16 protein-coding genes and 1 tRNA gene are annotated in these 19641 nt (G+C 44.9%); 10 read left to right on the forward strand and 7 right to left on the reverse strand.

The genetic code is table 11. The features are described from left to right. Positions 1 to 4: 4 nt before the first annotated feature. Genes B0H50_RS04030 through recJ form a run of 3 tightly spaced genes read left to right on the forward strand, consistent with a single transcriptional unit; the run spans position 5 to position 4031 of the window. On the forward strand, positions 5 to 1225 hold the full coding sequence (locus tag B0H50_RS04030) for a murein hydrolase activator EnvC family protein (protein ID WP_106198013.1): 1221 nt from the start codon (positions 5 to 7) through the stop codon (positions 1223 to 1225). Continuing rightward, positions 1222 to 2343 carry a DNA polymerase III subunit delta' gene (locus B0H50_RS04035; RefSeq protein WP_106198065.1) on the forward strand — a complete coding sequence of 374 codons (1122 nt, stop codon included), beginning with the start codon at positions 1222 to 1224 and terminating at the stop codon, positions 2341 to 2343. Before B0H50_RS04030 ends, B0H50_RS04035 begins: the two co-directional genes overlap by 4 nt. Next, entirely contained in the window at positions 2340 to 4031 is a 1692-nt protein-coding gene (recJ, locus tag B0H50_RS04040; protein ID WP_109587284.1) for a single-stranded-DNA-specific exonuclease RecJ, read from the forward strand. Before B0H50_RS04035 ends, recJ begins: the two co-directional genes overlap by 4 nt. Positions 4032 to 4086: 55 nt before the next feature. Here recJ and B0H50_RS04045 read toward each other — a convergent pair whose 3' ends face one another. The 3 genes from B0H50_RS04045 to hemG form a co-directional block, all read right to left on the reverse strand. Next, positions 4087 to 4428 (reverse strand): hypothetical protein, encoded by a 342-nt coding sequence (locus tag B0H50_RS04045; RefSeq protein WP_233244498.1) that lies wholly within the window; start codon positions 4426 to 4428, stop codon positions 4087 to 4089. Between the two features lie 114 nt (positions 4429 to 4542). Continuing rightward, positions 4543 to 4625, reverse strand: a tRNA-Leu gene (locus tag B0H50_RS04050). Between the two features lie 93 nt (positions 4626 to 4718). Next, the gene (gene hemG, locus B0H50_RS04055) at positions 4719 to 6056 is read right to left on the reverse strand and encodes a protoporphyrinogen oxidase (protein WP_106198010.1); all 1338 of its coding nucleotides are present in this window, start codon (positions 6054 to 6056) and stop codon (positions 4719 to 4721) included. Between the two features lie 141 nt (positions 6057 to 6197). Here hemG and B0H50_RS04060 point away from each other — a divergent pair, with 141 nt between their 5' ends. Next, on the forward strand, positions 6198 to 8975 hold the full coding sequence (locus B0H50_RS04060) for a glycoside hydrolase family 43 protein (protein ID WP_109587285.1): 2778 nt from the start codon (positions 6198 to 6200) through the stop codon (positions 8973 to 8975). Between the two features lie 366 nt (positions 8976 to 9341). Further along, entirely contained in the window at positions 9342 to 10793 is a 1452-nt protein-coding gene (guaB, locus tag B0H50_RS04065) for an IMP dehydrogenase (protein ID WP_106198007.1), read from the forward strand. Positions 10794 to 10874: 81 nt separating this feature from the next. Here the strand turns inward: guaB and B0H50_RS04070 are convergent, their stop codons facing one another. Beyond that, the gene (locus tag B0H50_RS04070) at positions 10875 to 11771 is read right to left on the reverse strand and encodes a tyrosine-type recombinase/integrase (protein WP_106198006.1); all 897 of its coding nucleotides are present in this window, start codon (positions 11769 to 11771) and stop codon (positions 10875 to 10877) included. A gap of 61 nt (positions 11772 to 11832) precedes the next feature. Here B0H50_RS04070 and B0H50_RS04075 point away from each other — a divergent pair, with 61 nt between their 5' ends. The 5 genes from B0H50_RS04075 to B0H50_RS04095 are packed head-to-tail and all read left to right on the forward strand — an operon-like array spanning position 11833 to position 16436. After that, on the forward strand, positions 11833 to 13002 hold the full coding sequence (locus B0H50_RS04075; RefSeq protein ID WP_106198005.1) for a PorV/PorQ family protein: 1170 nt from the start codon (positions 11833 to 11835) through the stop codon (positions 13000 to 13002). A 14-nt stretch (positions 13003 to 13016) separates the two neighbouring features. Next, complete coding sequence (locus B0H50_RS04080) at positions 13017 to 13631, forward strand: STAS domain-containing protein (RefSeq protein WP_106198004.1); 615 nt, start codon at positions 13017 to 13019, stop codon at positions 13629 to 13631. Beyond that, positions 13631 to 14569 (forward strand): hypothetical protein, encoded by a 939-nt coding sequence (locus tag B0H50_RS04085; protein WP_106198003.1) that lies wholly within the window; start codon positions 13631 to 13633, stop codon positions 14567 to 14569. Before B0H50_RS04080 ends, B0H50_RS04085 begins: the two co-directional genes overlap by 1 nt. Then, entirely contained in the window at positions 14570 to 15721 is a 1152-nt protein-coding gene (locus tag B0H50_RS04090) for a hypothetical protein (RefSeq protein ID WP_106198002.1), read from the forward strand. It abuts the gene before it with no gap. After that, a complete protein-coding gene (locus B0H50_RS04095; RefSeq protein WP_106198001.1) occupies positions 15702 to 16436 on the forward strand; it encodes an NUDIX domain-containing protein in 735 nt (244 codons plus the stop codon). The genes B0H50_RS04090 and B0H50_RS04095 overlap by 20 nt, the downstream gene beginning before the upstream one ends. Here B0H50_RS04095 and B0H50_RS04100 read toward each other — a convergent pair. The 3 genes from B0H50_RS04100 to B0H50_RS04110 are packed head-to-tail and all read right to left on the reverse strand — an operon-like array spanning position 16393 to position 19601. Further along, complete coding sequence (locus tag B0H50_RS04100; RefSeq protein WP_106198000.1) at positions 16393 to 17895, reverse strand: PHP domain-containing protein; 1503 nt, start codon at positions 17893 to 17895, stop codon at positions 16393 to 16395. The genes B0H50_RS04095 and B0H50_RS04100 overlap by 44 nt on opposite strands. 6 nt (positions 17896 to 17901) lie before the next feature. After that, positions 17902 to 18705, reverse strand: coding sequence for a hypothetical protein (locus B0H50_RS04105; RefSeq protein WP_109587287.1), 804 nt, complete (start codon positions 18703 to 18705; stop codon positions 17902 to 17904). Next, positions 18702 to 19601 (reverse strand): outer membrane protein assembly factor BamD, encoded by a 900-nt coding sequence (locus B0H50_RS04110; protein WP_106197998.1) that lies wholly within the window; start codon positions 19599 to 19601, stop codon positions 18702 to 18704. Before B0H50_RS04110 ends, B0H50_RS04105 begins: the two co-directional genes overlap by 4 nt. Between the last annotated feature and the right edge of the window lie 40 nt (positions 19602 to 19641).

Genomic DNA, 19641 nt, shown 5'->3' on the forward strand with positions numbered 1-19641 from the left:
TCGCATGAAATTTCGCTTTTGGCTCATCGGATTTTTCGTCTTTCTTTTGGTCGCGTCGCCGGCTTTTGCTGCAAAAAAATCGACGAGTTCGCAGTTGGCAAAGCAGCGCGCTGAACTGAAAAATTTGGAAGAAAATTTAGCGAAGCAACGCAAAAAAGTCAAACTTTTGGAATCCGAAGAAAAAGGCGTTTTGAATACGATTGCGCTTCTCGATGAAAATTTAAGTCGCACCCGAGAATATGTGCAACTGCTCGCGAAAAATGAATCGACGGTAAAAACATCGCTCACAGAAATCGGCAGAGCATTAGATTCTTTGGACAAAGAAATTGCGCGGCGAAATGAAGCGATGCAGAAACGAATTCGCGAACTTTATATTCATGGCGAAGCAGGTCCGCTCAGCGAAATTCTCGCAATTCTCCGCGGCGAAGGTTCTCCCGAACGCCAGATTTATTATGTGAATCGACTCCTCACAGAAGACCGCGAAAAAGTGGAAAGGCTTTCTTGGCTTTTGCGGGAACGCGCTCTCAAAAAACGCGAAGCGTCCGCGCGACTTTCGGAATTGCATTCTTTACAATCCAAAAAATCAGCGGAAGAAGCGGGCTTAAAAAATCAAATTCAAACGCAAGGCGAAGTTCTCGCTTCGGTGCAAAAAAGTAAAAGTCTGCAGAAAAAAGCGATTCAAGAAATCGAACAAAATCAGCGGACAATGCTTTCGATTATTCGCCGCTTAGAAAAAAAGCGTGAACAAGAAATTGCGCAGGCAAAGAAAAAACAAAAGCAGAAAAAGTCTTCGAAAAAAGCAGAAAAAATTCCGCGAGTTCCGGTCAAGCCTGTCGGTCCCAAATGCATGCCGCTGAACGGAAATATCATCGCGGAATATGGAATGCACGAACATCCGGTGCTGCACATTATGACACGTAATCTCGGCGTCGAAATCCGCGGCAAAAAAGGACAAAAAGTCAAAGCAGCGGCCGCGGGAACGGTCGTGATGGTCGCCGAAATTGACGGCCGTGGGCCTTCTACGATTATCGAACACGAAGGCGGCGTTTACTCCGTTTATGGTCACATGAGCGCAATTCGGGTAAAAGAAGGCGATAAAGTCAAAAATTGCGAAGATATTGGAACGGTCGGCGATATCGCATCGCTAAATGGAATTAAATTGTATTTCCAAGTTAGCGAAGGAACCGATACGGTCGATCCTTTGAAATGGTTAAAGAAAAAATGACGAAGTTTTGTTTGCAAGGTCCAGAATCGCAAAAGGGCGCACGCCAGCTCTTAGAAAATGCGCTTGCCGAAAATCGCTTCCCGCAGGCGGTCCTCATCGAAGGGGAACGCGGCATCGGGAAAAAAGCGTTGGCGATGGAACTTGCCAAAACTCTTTCTTGTTCCGATTCCGAAATTGCACCTTGTGGAAAATGTTTCGGCTGCAAATTGGCTTCGGATCCGGGAAATGTGCAAGGTTGGGTTATTCCGCTTGAAACGGCAGAAGCCAATGCGAAATCTGCGGCATCGGTCAAAGAAAATTCCACCGCAAAAACCGTCGAAGAAATCAAAGCGGAATATATCAAGAAAATTTTTGAAAATCCGTATTCCGTTTCGTTCGTTTCGAATGTCGCGCAAATTTCCGTTGATCAAATTCGCAGCATGACTTCGCAATTTTCGCGGACAAGTGATGGCGTTCGCGTAGTCATCATCGCCGAAGCAGATCGGATGAATGAATCCGCAGCGAATGCGCTTTTAAAAACTCTCGAAGAAGTCCCGCCGAACACATATTTCATTCTCACTTCCTCGGCGGCGGGGCGCTTGCTACAGACGATTCGCAGCCGTTGCCTTTCTCTGCGTTTGCCACCGCTTTCGTCGGACGAAGTGCAAAAAATTGCCCGCTCCTATTCGGACGAAGAACTTTCTCCCGATGCGCTCGGCATGGCGCTCGGCTCTCCGGGAATGGCGCTTTATTACAACGAAAATATCGCAGAGAATGAAACTCTCGCGTTTGATTTTTTGAAAGATAGCGTCGAAGGCAATTATTCGGATTTATTTTTTGAATTGGAAAAATTCTTTCCGCGGGGCGCAGGCGCAGCCGATACTGCGGTAATGATGCTCGACTTTTTGGAATTTTTAGTGGGCGATGCGCTGCGTATTTTGGCGGGTGAATCTTGTCGTCTTCCCGATGAACGGGCGAATGTTGAAAGTTTGAATTTAGGACGTTTTGGCGCCGAAGCTTTAGAAAAAGCGTTGCTCGAAATTACGACTGCAGCTTCAAATATTGCAGGGCGAAAAAATTCTGCTATCGTTGCGCTCCAAACTCTTTCGATTGGACTTTTTGAGGGGTATAAGCGATGAACGCAGAACTTCTCGCCAATTCGATTGCGCATAAATTAAGCATTCCGCATTTGATTGCTCGCATTTTAGTTGCCCGCGGATGTGAATCGGTTTCCAAGGCTTACGCTCGCGTGCACAGTACCCGCGAAGATGTTTTAAATCCGCTCGATTCCAAGCAACCGATGTGCGGCATGGACGCTGCATTAGATTGGATTCTTCAGGCAAAAAATTCGGGCGAAAAACTTTGCATCTTTGGTGATTACGATATGGACGGTCTCACCGGAACAGCCTTATTAAAGCGCGGACTTTCGGAAATCGGAATTGACGCGTCGTGGCATTTGCCGTGTCGCTTTGGAATGGGCTCGGGCTATGGGCTTTCTACCGATGTCGTCGATCAAATGCTCGCAGAAAATGTCCGCTATCTTTTGACGGTCGATACGGGAATTACCGCGAACGCCGAAATTGAATATGCGAAATCCAAAGGCATGCGTGTCATGATTATCGATCACCACGAACCTTCGGGCGATGGACTTCCGCCGAGCGATGTGCTTTTAGATCCGTGTCAAGACGATTGCCTTTACCCGAATAAATCGCTTTGCGGCGTCGGCGTTTCGTATAAATTCATCGATACGCTTTTCCAAAAAGAAGGCAAAGGTTCTGCGGACAAATATTTGGATTTGGTGGCGCTCGGTACCTTAGCCGATCTCGTCGAAATGACTCCGGAAAATCGTTACTTGACCCGCAGCGGACTTTCGCGACTTTTAACCAGTGCGTGGCCCGGAGTGCGTGAACTTTGCCGCCGTCAATTAGAAAATGCGCCTTATGTCGGCGGGCAAGATGTGCTCTTCCGCATTGCGCCGTTAATGAATGCGCCCGGTCGTATGGACAAGCCCGACGTCGCTTTGGAATTACTCCTCTGCGATGATGCCGCAAAAGCGTCCGCTTTGCTCGACAATCTTTCGAAGTATAATGACTTGCGCAAAAAAACGGAAGCCGATATTTCTAAAGCGGCAATTGATTGGGTGAATGATCGTTACGGCGAAAAATTGCCGCATGTTTTAGTCGTCGATGGAAAATCGTGGCATCCCGGCGTCATCGGAATTGTCGCTGCAAAAGTGGCGCAAACATTTAACCGCCCGTCTGCAGTTTTAACCGTTGAAAATGGCATTGCTCAAGCGTCGGCGCGCGCAATTCCCGGATTTAATTGGCACAAGGCTTTGTTCGAAGTCCGCGATTTATTTTTGCGGTGGGGCGGTCACGCCAACGCAGCCGGATTCAGCCTCAAAGAAGAAGACATTCCCGTTCTTCGCGAACGTTTGCAGCGTTGGGCCGAAGATCAAAATGCGGCAGCTTTCGGCGAACCTGTTGAAGAAAATTCCGAACGGATTCCGGCGGCGCTCAACGAAATTACTCCCGACTTGATGAATGCGTTACAAAACTTAGAACCGTTTGGCGGGAAAAATCCGTATCCGATTCTCTTTACCGAAAATGTTCAGGTCGAAAAATTACGGGAATTGCGCGGCGGGCATTTACAGCTTAAACTTTCGCAAAGCGGAAGTCCTCAATTTGCAGCGATTGCCTTTGGCATGGCAAATGCAAAAAAAATTATCGAAGCGAAACACAAAAAAATTTCTATCGCATTTGAACCGGTTTGGAATGTTTTCGCCGGTAGAAAAAGTATTCAGCTTTTGATTAAATCCATTTCGTAAACGCAAAATCCCCCAAAAAATGGACAAAAAAAGGCGCAGATGAACTGCGCAATATTTACTTTTCGGAACGAAGAATTTGAATTAACTTGTCTTTGCAAATGTCGATGAGCACAAATGCTTCGAACATTCGAGCTTGACGCCATTTTTTAGCGTATTGCTCTTCCCAATTAATCGCTACTTCTTGCGGATTTTCCTTGCCTTTTTGTTCTTCGTTGCGGTACCAAACTTCTTTGTTGATTTCTTTAATCAAATCCGCCATTTCTGCAGCGGGTTGAAGAGAACCGCGAACCAAAAGGTAAGCGCGAAGATTGTCCAAAAGAATTTCATTGCTCGGCTCGGAACTATCTTCTTTGGAAATAATCCAAATCCGATTCCGATGACGACGGGCAAATTCCATTAAGCGCTCTTCAATTTTAGCAAGCTCGCCTTTCTGGTATTTTGCTACGACCGTCTCGCGAGGGTAGTAGATTGAATCCGGATAGTATTCGATCATAAGTTCTTTTGGTTATAATGCCCAAGGCGGGACTTGAACCCGCACGACCTTGCGGCCAAGGGATTTTAAGTCCCCAGTGTCTACCATTCCACCACCTGGGCAGGTGTGAACGCTCTTAATATAGAAAATTGCGACGCAATAAGAGTGTAAAAGAATTGAAATTTTTGCAAAATAGTCGGAATTTTTTGCAAAAGTCAAATTTTTTCGGCGAGGGCGCGTCCTTGTGCAATGCGTTTTGCCATTCCGATGCCGTCGATGCCGTTTCCGCCCATCAAAATGCCGGGGAAAGCTTCTTCAATTCCTCGATACGCTTTTTCGCGAAGAGGCGTTTTCAAATCGTATTGCGGAATCGCTTCTTCGTGGCGAGTAATTTCAAATAAATCGGGATTGAATTGCTTCAAGTGTAAAATTTCAGCGACTTCTTTGCCGATTAAATTTTTGAGTTCCGCATCGGACATCGAAACGAATTCGGGGTGACGCAAACCACCGACGAAAACCGCGAGCAATGCGCCGTTCTGCGGGGCGCGGTTCTGAAATAACGAAGACATGTAAAGAATGCCGAGAATATTTCGCTTTTCTTTGGACGGCATTAGGGCACCAAAACCGTTGAGTGGAAGACCTTCCCAATGTTTAAAACCGACTGCAGCGACAGCGACTTTTGCGTAGAGAACTGCACTTGCATCGGCGAAATTTTCCTTTGCAAAGGGGAAGACTTCGAAAACGTGACTCGCTCCCGCTGTAAAAATCACGCGGTCAAAAATGCCGTAATTTTTTTCACCGACTTGAACGGAAAATTTTCCCTCTTGCGGGGTGACAATTGGGCTTGAATTCATCACAAAATTTTCGGTGCCGATTGAGTTTTTCAAACTTTCGGTGAGAGTGCTTAAGCCGCCCTTTGCCGAGAAAGTTTTTTTCGAAGCTTTTTTATCGCGGGCGGTTTTTGGCTGTCGCATTTTTGCAATGGAACCGCGGATGAAACTGCCGTAATCGCGTTCCAAATTATAAAGTTTCGGGAGCGCAAATCGCGGAATCATATCGTCGGGAGTTCCCGCATAAACGCCGGAAACAAAAGGATCAACCGCATAATTCAAAAAGGATTCTCCGAGTCGGCGCTTGACAAAAGATGTTAACGTTTCGTTCGGATCCGTTCCGCGCGGACGGAAAGGTTCGAAAGGCATTCCGAATTTATCTTTCCACGAAAATAGCGGCGTCAAAAGTCCGCTGATGGGATCCGACGGAATCGGGTGCAATTTTCCGCTTTTTAAAATGAAACGATTTCCTGAAAGACTCGGCGCTTCTTCCATTTTCGAACGAATTCCCAAATCTTCAAAAAGTTCTACGACTTCGGGAAGGCTTGCAACGCCTGTGCTCGGGCCGGATTCATAAATAAAACCATTTTGAGAGTGAGATTGCATCACTCCGCCAACTTCCGCATTTTTATCAAAAACAGTTACCGCATGGCCGGCTTTTTTTGCATAAAACGCAGTCGAAAGTCCAGTAATTCCAGCACCGATAATCGCAATTTTTTTCATATCGCAAAATTAGAAAATTTTGAAAAGTAAAATTCAAGTTGTCTTTGGACAACGAAAAATTTTCGGCGGGCGAAGAAAAATCGGAAAAATTTCAAAATAAAATTACTTTTAAAATGGGAATTTTTTTTAAAGGATTTGGTGATGGATTCTGTTTTAAAACAAGCGTTTTTCGCTTTGACAATTTTTAGTTTTTGCGCGGTTTCTGTGTATGCAACTTCGGTTGCAGTGCACGATCCGTCGGTCGTTTTAGTTTATAAAGATGCTGCGGGAAATTCTTATCCAGAACAAGATGCAAAAAATTCGCGTACGAAGTTCTATTACATTTTTGGAACGCAAATGGGAGCTGCGTATTCAAAAGATTTAATCGACTGGACTGAATTTAAACCGACCTTTACTGTAAACGGAAAACTTTCTACCGATTACGCTCAAATTTTAAGTGTGGCTGCCAAGTGGTCAAAACATAATACTTCAGATGATGTGCTTGGAAATTATTGGGCGCCCGATATTATTTACAATAAAAATTTGAAAAAGTGGTGCCTTTATTATTCGGAAAATGGCGATGATTGGTTGTCATCAATTGGGCTTTTAACATCGGATAAAATTGAAGGCCCTTACGAATACGCGGGCACAGTTGTCTACGGCGGTATGGACGAAAAATCTTCGGGCACAGGAAATGAAGATTATAAAAAAGTCATGGGCACTTCGACGATTGCAAGCCGCTATATGAAAAACGGTTCGTGGATTGGCGAATATGGCGTAAGCTGCATCGACCCGAATGTCTTTTACGATGAAGACGGCAATTTGTGGCTTTTGTATGGTTCATGGTCGGGCGGACTTTTTATGTTAAAGCTTGACAAAAAAACGGGCCTTCGCGATTACACGCAAACTTATGGAAAAAATGGCGAAGCCGTTTGGAGTGGAACCGCTTTGCAATCCGACCCTTACATGGGAATTCATGTGGGCGGCGGTTATTATGTAAGCGGCGAAGGCTCTTACATTAAATACATGAAAAATCAAGAAGGCAAAGGCTATTACTTTATGTTTGTGAGCTACGGATTTTATTCTCCTGATGGCGGCTACACCATGCGCGTTTTTCGATCCGATAAAGTGACAGGCCCTTATACCGATGTTACGGGCGACCCGGCGATTTTTTCAAAATACATTTACAATTATGGTTTGAATACCACATACGGATTTCCGATTATTCAAAGTTATCGTTGGAGTTTTTGGGATGAAAATCACGGCGAAATTGCCGATGGTCACAATTCTCTTTTAACCGATGACGACGGCAGAAATTTTGTGGTGTATCATCGTAAAATGACGAACAATACAGCGTGGCATAATGTCGAAGTGCATGAATTGGTGATGGATAAAAATGATTGGGTTGAGGCGTTGCCATTTGAGCATCGCTTAGGTTATGGCGTTTCAAAAACGGCGGTCAATTTAGAAGAAATCGCGGGGCATTATAAAATGATTTTGCACGAACCGTTTGCGCAAAAAGATGGTTCGCGCCCGGTGAATTTGGAAAAGGATTTGTACTTAAATGCAGACGGCACTTTATCGGGAAATTATTCGGGCACGTGGAATTATGATTTTCAAAAAGGAAAAAATTTCATTGATTTTAAAACGACTGGCGAAAATTTCACCGGCGTTTTAGCGGTGCAGCTGATGAACGATGTCTCGAAAAAAACGACGACATTTACTGCGATGAACGCAAAAGGCGAGCGCGCTTTGTGGGGTTATAAAGTTCCCGAAACGAAAAATTTAGAAGTGAAAAATTTTGTGGGCGATAGCGTTAAAACGATTGGCGGAAAAGACATCGCTTGGAATGATTATGAAAAATTTGAAAAAGTCAATGGTGTAAAAAATTTTGCAGCCGAATTTGAATTTGAAAATAATTCGCTCGGAAATGAAAATTGGAATCATTGGATTTTAGCTTTTAAAACGAGTTCAGGTTTATGGTATCTGCGCGCCGATGCATATAGCGTGGAATCTTTTAGCGGGTCAAGTGTCGGCTATTATAAATCGTGGAATAATGATTGGGAAAAATTCAAAGCGATTTTCAAAAATGCAAAAGTGAAAATCAAAGCGGTTCGAAGCGAATCGACGATAAACGTTTTTGTTTACGCAAAGGATTCTTTGGTTTATGCAGCGTCTGCGACGAATACACCCGACAGCGATTACGAAATTTATTTAGGCGCGGATAACGCAGAACTTAAAATTTCAAAAGTTTCTATCGGCGAAAATTTAGAGCGCATTTTAGTCGGCGAAATCGACGATGCGGGAAATTATACTTCGGCATTTAACGCAAAGGTTTCGCAAGAATTTAAGGCGCCGGCGGGGAACTTTAAAATGAATTTAAAATTCGCGAATTACGGAAATGGCGAAGGCGCAAGCAACTGGGATAATTTCTTGATCCGTGAAAATGTAAATGGCAAAACGATGATTTTGCGCGCGGATGTTTACGCTCTCGATGCTTTAGGAAATGTGAAATTTTCAAGCGATTGGGACTGGGATAATTTCTCGGAAATTATGCGCAATGCAAATGTCGATTTATCGATTGAACGTTTGAAAGATACGATTCATTTTGCAGGAATTATTTCTGCGGAAAATGGCGACGTGTATCATTATGGCGCAATTCAAACGGGTGCATCGACCGATGAAATTTCGTTTAGTCTAAGCGTCGAAAAAAGTGCTGTAGATTTGTTCGAAGTTTCGTCTTTCAAATCGGTTGGAAAAATTATCCCCAGCGATACGACGAAAAAAGATACGTCGGAAATTGAAAAGCCCTCTTCGATTTTAGAAATTTCAAAGAATGCGCAAGCAAAAAAATCTTCGGTTTGGTTAGTGCGCAAAAATGGAAATGCCGAAGTGAAAATGAAAGGGAAAAGCTTTAGAATTAACGGAAAAAGAATGTAAGAAATGGCGTAGCCGTGCAACGCTGCGGGAAGTATTCAAATTACTTTTGAATTCTTCATGTAACTCTGCACGGACAGTTCAAAAGGGTTTTGAGGTATTCATGCAACTCTGCACGGACAGTTCAAAAGGGTTTTGAGACTTCGTGCAACTCTGCATAGTCAGTTCAAAAGGAAAATTCATTTTTATTTGCGTTAGCGACTGACGCCCGAAGGGTTCGGATTTTGCGGCACGAAGTGGCGCAAAAGCTGAACGGAAATTTTTGGCGCTTGTTGCGCCAAAAATTATACCGCTAAGGAGCGCCGGCGCGTTGCGCCGGAACGCCCGCACAAAAATTTTTCTATTTTATTTGCGCAAAAAGAGGTACTTATGAAACTACTTCCCGAAGCCCTGACTTTTGACGATGTTTTGCTCGTCCCAGGGGAATCCTCGGTCTTGCCCGCTCAGACGGAAATCAAGACTCAACTTGCACCGAATATCAAATTGAATATTCCTATTATCAGTGCCGCGATGGACACTGTGACGACGGCGCCTCTCGCCATTTCGATTGCTCTTCAAGGCGGTCTCGGCGTGATTCACAAGAATATGTCGATCGAAGCGCAAGCCGAAGAAGTGCGCAAGGTGAAGCGTTGGCAGTCGGGAATCGTTTTAAATCCCGTGACTTTGGATGCGGATCAGCCGTTAAGCGATGCGTATAAGACTCGCTTTGAAACGAAGGTGAGCGGATTTCCGATTCTTTCGAAGGGAAAACTCGTCGGGATGTTAACGAGTCGCGATTTGCGGATGATTTCGGACCGCAATGCGAAGATTAAGGATGTGATGACGAAGAATCCGATTACGGCTTCTCCGAAAATTAGCCTCGCAAAGGCAAAAGAAATTTTGAACGAAAATCGCATTGAAAAATTACCGCTCGTCGATGCAAATGGCGCTTTGAAAGGCCTTGTGACGATGACGGATATTTTGAAACGCGAAAGCAATCCGAACGCAAGCTTAGACAAAAACGGTCAGCTTTTGGTCGCGGCTGCGGTGAGCACTTCGGCAAATACTCTCGAACGCATTCATGCGTTGGTCGAAGCCGGCGTGGATATGGTTGTTATCGATACTGCTCACGGTCATCATATCGGTGTGCGGAATATGGTGAAGACCGTCCGCAAGAAATATCCGAAGCTCACGATTTGCGCGGGTAACGTTTGCACGCCGGAAGCGGTGATGGAACTTGCTAAGTGCGGCGCGAATGTGGTGAAAGTGGGAATTGGTCCGGGTTCAATTTGCACGACTCGCATTATCGCGGGCGTCGGTTATCCGCAATTTTCGGCGGTTGTCGAATGCGGTAAAGCGGCTCGCAAAGTGGGCGTAAAAATTATCGCTGATGGTGGTATTAAGTATTCGGGCGATATCGTGAAGGCGCTCGCGGCTGGCGGAAACGCGGTGATGCTCGGAAGCCTTTTTGCTGGAACTGAAGAAAGCCCGGGCGAAGTGATTCTCGCGGATGGTCGTAGCTACAAGAGCTACCGCGGCATGGGTTCTCTCGGCGCGATGAAGGCTGGTTCTGCGGACCGTTACTTCCAAGGTAGCGTCACCGAAGAAAAGAAATTCGTCCCCGAAGGCATTGAAGGCCGCGTTCCGTACAAGGGACCGCTCCGCGATACGATTTATCAGTTGGTCGGCGGCATTCATTCGGCGATGGGTTACGCTGGGGCAGCAAACCTCGAAGAACTTTATAAGAAATCGACGTTTGTTCGCATTACGGGCGCAGGACTTCGCGAATCGCATCCGCACGATGTGACGATTACAAAAGAAGCGCCGAACTATCACGCTTAAATAAACCAATTCAAAAAAAAGCTCCGCCACGGCGGAGCTTTTTTCATGGAAAATCAAAATTGAATTGCGACAGTTTTGCTTTTAACCGCGCGGATGCGCTTTCTTAAAACTTTCGCGGAGACGTTCTGCGGAAACGTGCGTGTAGACTTGAGTGGTTGCTAGACTCGAATGCCCGAGCATTTCTTTGACGCTCATTAAGTCGGCGCCATTTTCCAAAAGATGCGTTGCAAAACTATGCCGCAGAACATGCGGACTCGCTTTGCCTTCCCAACCGATGCTGCGCAGTAAATCGTGAATGTCGCGGCGGAGTGTGCGGACATCGTGAGCGTTGCCGTGCTCGTTTAAGAAAACGGGATTTTTCCCCGAGGAATTTCTCCCGGCTTCGCTTAATTTTCCTTGATACAAATGAAACCAATGAATCGCTTCGTGGGTGAGTGGAACGATGCGTTCTTTGCCACCTTTGCCGAAAACTTTTACGGTGCGATTGGGAAAATCTAAACGGAGCCATGTCAAACTTTGACATTCCGAAATACGAAGACCCGAACCATAAATGAGTTCCAAAAGGACGCGGGCGCGTAACATCGGAAGCGTTGGATTTTCAATTTGCAAAAATTTTTCGTCGGCGAGATCTTTTTGCGAAAGGAAAGATACAAGTCGCTTCGGCTGCTTTGGCATCGGAATAATTTCGGCGGGATTATTTTCTAAGGCGTGGCTTCGGACAAGATATTTTCCAAAACTTTTTAAGCAAGCGATGTGCAAATCGATGCTCGAAATTTTGAGATTTTCGTCTTGGCGCATTTCCCAAATAAAGCGTCGAATCGCTTCGGTGGTGAAGGCTGAAAGCTCTGCGTTTTCGGGAAGAAAATGTTGAAATTTTTCGAGGGATTCTTGATAAGTTTTGACGGTACGCGGAGAAAATCGCCGCTCTAGCGAGATGTACTTCAAAAATTTTTCAACATGTTCCGAAAGGAATGCCATTCCTCTTAAATTTACAAGTTTTTTCGGGCAAGATTTCGCGGAAAATTTTATCTTGTGAAAAATGTTCCGCAGAATGGTAAAATCGCTGTCGATTCTTCTGGCGTTTGCCGCTTGGCAAGCGTGGGCGATGGATCGTGTGGTGGGCGCAAACGCTTCGCTTGATATTCATGCGGGCGCGCGTTCTGCTTCTCTCGGCGGAGCCTCTCTTGCTGTGGATCACGACCTTTTGGAACTTACTTCTAATCCGCAGCAATTAGCGAATGTTGAAAATTCTTGGGTCGCATTTAGCCATGTCGCTTACTACGAAGATACGCGTTACGATTATGGTGCGGTTCAATTTCCACTCGGCGAATTAGGCGGACTCGGAATTGCTTTTTCGCGTTTCGGTGCAGACGATATTCCGTGGATTGCCGAAGGAGATCCGCTGCCCGAAGGCTCGGATTATCGAACTCTTTCGATTGCGGACTATGTGTTCACCCTTGCTTGGGGTCGTCGATTCTTGGATGATCGCTTGGATGTGGGCGTGAGTTTTCACGGACTTTACCGCGAACTCGATCAGACCGGTTGGGGATTTCGCGGAGACATCGGCGCCAATTATCATGTGCATCCGCAGTTTACGGTTTCGACATTTCTCAAAGGTTGGACTTCGTCCGCGACGACTTGGGAAGAAGGAACTTTTGAATACAGTTCTCCCGAATGGTATTTGGCGTTGCATTTTGAACAGCCGATTTCTTATTTCTACGGAAAGCTCGGCGCCTATTGGCAAAGCGCGGGAATTTTGCACCGCGAAAACCGCGATGAAGATTGGGACGGTGAACCGCGCGGCGGCAGATTTTGGGAACATCCGGGCGATTGGTTTGGCGGCGGTCGAGCGGGCGTAGAATTTGCATTTGATTTTGGACTTTCTCTGCGCGCGGGTCTTGCAAGTCTTTCGGAAATGGAAAGCTGGACTGCGGGCGCGGGCATTGCGCTTTCGAATTGGCTGCGGGTCGATTATGCATTTGAATCGCATCCGACTCTTTCGGCTGTGCACCGCGTAAGCCTTGAATTTTCACCGGGATTATTCCTGTTCCCGAAGAAAAAATCGGAACCCAAACCGTCAGCGATGCAATCGCAAGCGATGGAAAAATCGGAAGAAGCAGAAGAAAAATCTGCGGTTTCGGAAATGGAACCGACTTCGGAAGAAACTTTGGACGAGGATTCTTCGGGTGGCATTTACTGGGAAGAATAAGGTATATTAGAATTATGAGCGAACTCAATAATTTTCGAGCAGTTGGATTATTTGATTTGGTCTCGGCGCCGATTACTCCGATTGGAGCATTCGATGCAGAACAATTCAAAAAAGATGTGCAGCCTCTTTTGGATAAAGGCTCGAGTTTTATCGCAATCGATTTGACAGGAATTGATTTCCTTTATAGCGATGCTTGCAGCGCATTTAAAATAGTGCGGCAAGAACTTGCCGAAAAGAACGGCGCATTTGGCGTTCTCACGGATCACGATATCGTTGTCGATTGTTTGCACAAAGCGGGACTTGATAAAAGTCTTCTCATTTTCCGCAAAGAAGCGGACATGCTTTCGTTCTCTATCAAAGAAGATTCGCTCAAAAATGAAGAACCGGCTCCGGAACTTTCTGCCGAAGTGAAAAGCGAAAATCGCCGCCCGTCGGGATCGATGCAATCAATTCGTCGCCGTGTCACGGGACGCTTTACCAAAAGTTTTAATGCGATTCATAAAGATAATTCCATCAAGGGAATGGATAATCCTTTCAAAGAAGAAAAGCAAAAATCGTCTGCGGGCATTTGGATTGTTCTCGCTCTTCTCGTCGTCGCTGGCGTTATTGCTTATATGACTTTGGTCTAATGGATTCGTTTCGCGAATACAAAAATTTGAAGCCGAAAAGGAAAAAGCGAATTCCGATTATTCGGACTTTGCTCGGTTTATTTTTGCTTTATGGAGTTTATTCGAGCGGAGCCGTTCAGAAAGCGTATCAATTTATCGAAGAAAAAAATCGTCATCCGCAAAAAGAATTGACTTATGCGGATTTTGAAACGGAATGGCGCGAAGGCTGTGAATTTTCTCACGGTTCGCCGTTTACGATGAAGAAAAAATTTTGGGGCGGTTGTTCGTGGACTTTAAAATCTGCGGCAGATATTTCAATGCTTCCTGAAAATTCCTTTGTGCGTTATGTTGCGAATATTCCCGGAAGTTCGTATCCGCAGAAAGTGCATTGGATGTCGGATACCGCGAATTTTTGGAAACCGAAAATCATCGGCGTGCAAAGCGATTCAACGGTGAACTGGTATTTTTATTGGATGATGGCGGATTCTTCGTATGCGTGGGTGCGCGCAGACGGTTGCCGTTATCCGGGAGTTTGTCCGCGGAATCCGCTTTCGGGCGGAGCAATTCCGATTTTTTCCAATTTCGATTTTGGCGGACGCGAAGAACTTTTGTTGAAAGATCTTTTTATCGGCATCGGCGAAGCGCCGGTCTTTCCGATTCTCGCTGCGGAAATTGTTTCCGTCGAAAAAGATTCTCTCGGTTATAAAATTTTTCTCAATCACGGAGGCAATTTATTTTCTCGCGTCTCGGGAATTTCTTTAATTTCTCCGGGGATTCAAGCGGGCGCAAAAATTCAAGCGGACGATGTTTTGGGACGCCTTTCGCCGAGCGATAGTTCTGCATTTTTCTTAGAAGTTTTGCGCAACGGTCGCTTTGTTCGTTGGGATGATTTTTACCGCGAAACGCATGTCGCCGAAGCAAATTATGTGACGCGTTTCCGAATGGATGCGGGGTTTTAAATGAAGCGCAGCATTCTTCTTTTTCTCGTGGGAATGTTTTTCGCTTGTTCGCAATCCGACGATGGTCCCATCGATATTTATCCCGATGGATTTGATTTAGATGGCTACGGCTATGTGCTTTCTGCAGAAATTGATTCGGGATTTCGCTTTCATGTGCAAGGCGATACGATTCGACTAACTCTCGATAGCATGTGGACTTTTGGAAATTGTTTTTTGCGCAATATCGAATTGCATTTGAATTTTCAAGAAGATACAATCGCCGTTGTCACGGTAAAACTCGCCCTCGGAAATACGGGAATTACCGATTGCCCGAGCCCGATTTTCCGCCCCGATACGACTCTTCTCATCGCATTCCCAGAATCGTGGAAATCGCGAAATATTCGGGAACTTCGCATCGAAGGAAATTCGCACAATGATTTTTTTGTCGGCAGCGAAGACACTTCGGTGGCTGCGAATGCGACTTTTAAAGATTCCATTCTCATTCGAAAAGGCGAACTTCGCGCCGAAAGCATTTCGGTTTATCTCGATTCTTCGTTTAAAAATCCGTATAAATTTCCGCGTCGCACATTTAACGATACCGCAGGCGTTTTAACGGTGACGGATTCAATTCGCGTCGATACTTTTGAATTTCGCTATGTGAATGCAAAATGCAAAGTCATTCACGATACTTGCGAAGTCATTCCCGATACGATTTGGAATACATCGTGGCGGCGCTTGGACACGAATACGGTGCAAATTCGCGCGGTTTGCGCAGCCGATACCGCAGGGGATTCTCTCGTTTATTGCAAAAGTTCAAACTGGAAAATTGATTCGACAAGTTTCAGCGATTCCGTTTACAATTACTTGGACACGAATTGGTTTAACACAAATTATTTCGTCGAAAAAATTCCGCATTGCGCGAGTTTAGATCACGGCGATTTTTCGGGAATGGTTTCGTTTGGACGTTACTTCACGACGAAACATTTTGTATTCGTTCCCGCATCCGATGAAAAATCTTGCGGGCCTGCGGCGCATGCCGATTGGATGATTTTCGATTTAAAAACGAAAAAAGAAATTCTCGATTCCGCGAAGGCTGATACATTACTTTCTGCATGGAAAAAAGCTTCGGTGGGAATTGAAAAGGAAAAATCAAATGGAACAAAAAGACGTTGAATTTACTTTTTCCGATGAAGTTTTAGAAAGCGATCGCGATGCGGTTGTGAACAGTCAACTTTTTCAAACATGGCTGAAAAATTCTCAAGAAAAATTCATCGTTTCAAAAATTCATTTTTCTTCTGTGGATTTTCGGTTTAAAGATCATTCGCCGCTTTTCATTAAATTGACGGCGATGGCGACACTTCCCGATGGAAAACCGGTGCACGGAATTGTTCTTGTTCGCGGCAATGCTGTGGGCGTTTTGGTCGTGCTTCGCTGCGAAGGAAAACCGTATTTGCTTTTGGTGCGGCAGCCTCGTTTTGCGATTTCCGAAACGGAATCGTTAGAAATTCCCGCGGGCATTCTCGATTGGTCTTTGGATTATCGCAAAGTGGCGCTTTCGGAATTAAAAGAAGAAGCGATGATCGATGCGAAAGACGAAGAATTGATCGACCTCACCGGCTTTTATACCGACGGAAAATTAGATGGTCACGCAGGAAGCTGCGGCCTTTTGGATGAACGCATTCGTTTGTATGCAATTGAACGCGAAGTTTCTCCCGAAGAATTGAAACGTTTAGATGGTCGGCGTCAAGAATATACCGATGAAAATGAATGGATTAAAACAGTCGTGCTTCCTTACGAAGAAGCGGGAAAACAATTCATCGATCACAAAAATTTGTTAGCGATGTTTATGTATGAACGTTATCTGCGTTCGCAGGGCAGGCACTTGTAAGCGCAAAATTTCCGTTTTCGGTTTCGGCTTCAGCGCGTAGATATTGAAAATCTTTTCGCGCAAGAGAAATCGTTAATTCAAATTCAGAAATTTTTTGGAAATCGATTTTTTCGATTTCCTTTTCTTTTTCGTCGGAAAATTTTTTCCCAAAAATGCGAATCGATTTTTGACTTCCGAAGTCCGAGTTGCTTAAAAAATGGAAAGTAACTTCGGATTGAGAAGTAGTCCACCAGAGCGCAGGTCCATCGGTTACATATAAATTCATTCCGCAGAAAAGTTTCAGCGGATTTTCGCCAAAAAGGACTGTGCGCACTTTGCCAAAAATGTGTGCGTGCGAACGTTTTAATCGGAAAAGCGGAATTTGAACGCCGGTGAATTCATTCAAATCGCCGTGTGCGTCGTTTCCGCCAAAGGGTAAAATGAAATTTCCTTTTTCAAGTTCCGAAATCCAAAAATTTTTTCCGCGGTAAAATCCCGCGTCGCGAGAACCGTTCCAAAATTCTAAAGCGACAATCGGATTTTTCGAATTCTTTTGTAAATCGTTCGCGCTCCAATCGCCGCGTCGAAAAATAAAGCGTTCTAAACGGCTCATCGTTTCTTTTGGATGGGCAGCGATGCATGGCAAATTTGTTTTGTTTACGATTTCTGCAATTGAAAGAGTCGGCTTATTGTTTAACCATTTTCTGCCGCAGTCGCCTTCGCCGGGAACATAAAATGGATTTCCGGGAAAAAGCAAATGCACATTTTTGTTTTGTGAATTTCCCGCAGAAATTTCTTCGCCCGCAATGAGGCTTGGCGATGGCGCAAGTGCAGCGATTTCTTTTCGCAATTTTTCAAAGCGCACATTCGCATCGGCGCGAATCATATAATCGTTTTCGTCAAAGGCAAAATCGTAAGAATGATCGGTGCAAAAAACAAAATCCAAGCCGACGGATTTTGCGGCTTTTTGTAGAACGGCGGGCGATGCGCCAAATTCAACGGGGTCAGCCGAAATGTAAGTGTGCGCATGCGTTTCGCCTGCGATAAATCCTGCGGGTTTTGGAATCGGATTTTGTAAAACGCAAATGCGGAGCGGAGTCGTCGTAAGTCCGCTTAAATTAAATCGGTGAATGCATTTTTCTTTGCCGTTGATTTTTATTTGAACTTGAGTTTCGACAGTATAATTTCCCGCGGGCATTTTCCCGCAATCGATTTCGATAAAACGAAATGCAGAATTGACCAATTCGTTTAACGGTTGCCATTTGCGAATGCGCGTTTTTCCGCAGATAAAATCCGCCGAAAAATTTTTGAGAAAAACGGGAAAGCGATTGCCTTCGCGGATAATGAGAAAAAGTTTTACCGATTTTCCGGGGACGATTTGAAAGGGCGCATCAACAATAATTTCGGGCTCTTTTTTGTAAAGCAGCGACCAAGGAAGTTTGAATTTGTAATGAATTTCGGCGTATTCCGGCTTGAACATAGCGGATTATTTTTTCTTGTTGATGACGCCTAAACTAAAGCGGAATTGAAGCATTAAACCGCCTAAATCCCATTTGGCTTTGTCTGTATCGGTGTCGGGAACGACTCCAGAAAATGGTTCATCGGAGCGCACGATAATGCGAGAATAACCGATGTCTCCGTAAATGTTGATGTTCTTCCACGACGTTACGAGATAGCCTAAGCTTACGCCGAAGCCGTTGCCGTAAGGTTTCGTTTCTGCTTCGATGTGTCCCCAGCTCGAATAAATTTCGGTCCCGGGAAGCATCCAATACCAACGAACAGAAATGCTAAAAAGGCTTGCGTTCGAAATAGAAATAAGACTTGTCGGAAATGCGATGCGATATTCTAAATACAGCGGAAATCCTTGCAACGTGTAACTGTAATTATGAATTTTGTCTTTGCGGTCGGTGACGACGACGGATTCATTATCGTAAATGTAACCGAATCCGAGACTCATAAAATGTCCATCGCGAATTTGATATTGCAAACCCGCTGTAATCGGAAAACAGAAATTCACATTTTGAAAATCTTGCTTGGCGACGTAAGCCGATTCCGCTTCGGTCAATGCTTGCGCACGAAAATCTTTGTAAATCGTATCGATTTGCGCTTGGAATTTATCGCGGGAATCAAATCCGATAAATGAAATGGACGGCTGAATGAAAAAGGAAAGAATGCTGCGATCTTCTGACTTTTCGGAAGATGCTTCGCGGGAATCAAATCCGATAGAAGAATCAGACGCCGCAGAAATTGCCGCGCAGAAAATCACGATGGCGAGCAAAAAATTTTTCACTCGTATTCGTCCTCTTCTTCATCTTCTTCGGGATGCGCTTCGGCTTCTTCTTTTGCCTCTTCTTTTTCTTGCAATTTTTCGGCTTGCTCTTTGAGAATGCGTTTCTGGAATTTCTTTTCCAATTTCGCAATATACTTTTCTTGGTCTTCTACCGATTCGATGCGTTTCTGAATGCTATCGGGAACGGTTGTGCGGTAATTGTCCAAGTAATAGCGAGCAGTTTCAAATTGATCGAGTTCCGCATAACTTTCGATTAAAAGATATAAGGCTTCGGGGCGGCGCTTGCTCTTCGGATACAAATCCAAAAATTCCTTCATATAAATGACAGTCGACTGCGGATGTCCTAATTTATGATAAAGGCGAGCGGTGCGATAATCGCGTTCGGCGCGGCGTTCCAAAAGTAAATTCATATAATAGCTGACCGAATCAATCAGCGGAGATTCCGGATAATTCGACATGAATTTTTCGAAATCTTTCATCGCTAAAGTCGTATTGGTTTCGTCGCGGTCAATGTTATATTCGATGTTGAATGCGGAAACCGCTTTGCGAAATTCTGCGGTTTCGATGAATGGAGAACTCGGGAAATTATTGATGAAACTGCCGTATTCTCCGCGGGCTTCAAGCCATTCTTCCAAATTGAAGTAACTTTCGGCGAGAAGGAACTGCGATTGTTCCATGTAGCCGGTGCCGATGCAGAGATTTAAAATTTCTTCGAGAGGTTCTTTCACTCTGCCGTAACGGCCTTCTTTAAAATCTTTGTCCGCTTCTTCAAAACGTTTCCGGCACATTTGAGTGCGATCGCCGCCGCCTTCGGAAGCGCAAGCGGAGAAGGTGAGAATAATCGCGGTGAAAAGTCCAGATAACGCGATGAGCGAGATGTAATTTTTTTTGCGCATTGGTCCGTCTAGAAAAGGATGGAACGTTTTCAAGTTTCTA

This window comes from Hallerella porci (assembly GCF_003148885.1).
Lineage (GTDB): Bacteria > Fibrobacterota > Fibrobacteria > Fibrobacterales > Fibrobacteraceae > Hallerella > Hallerella porci.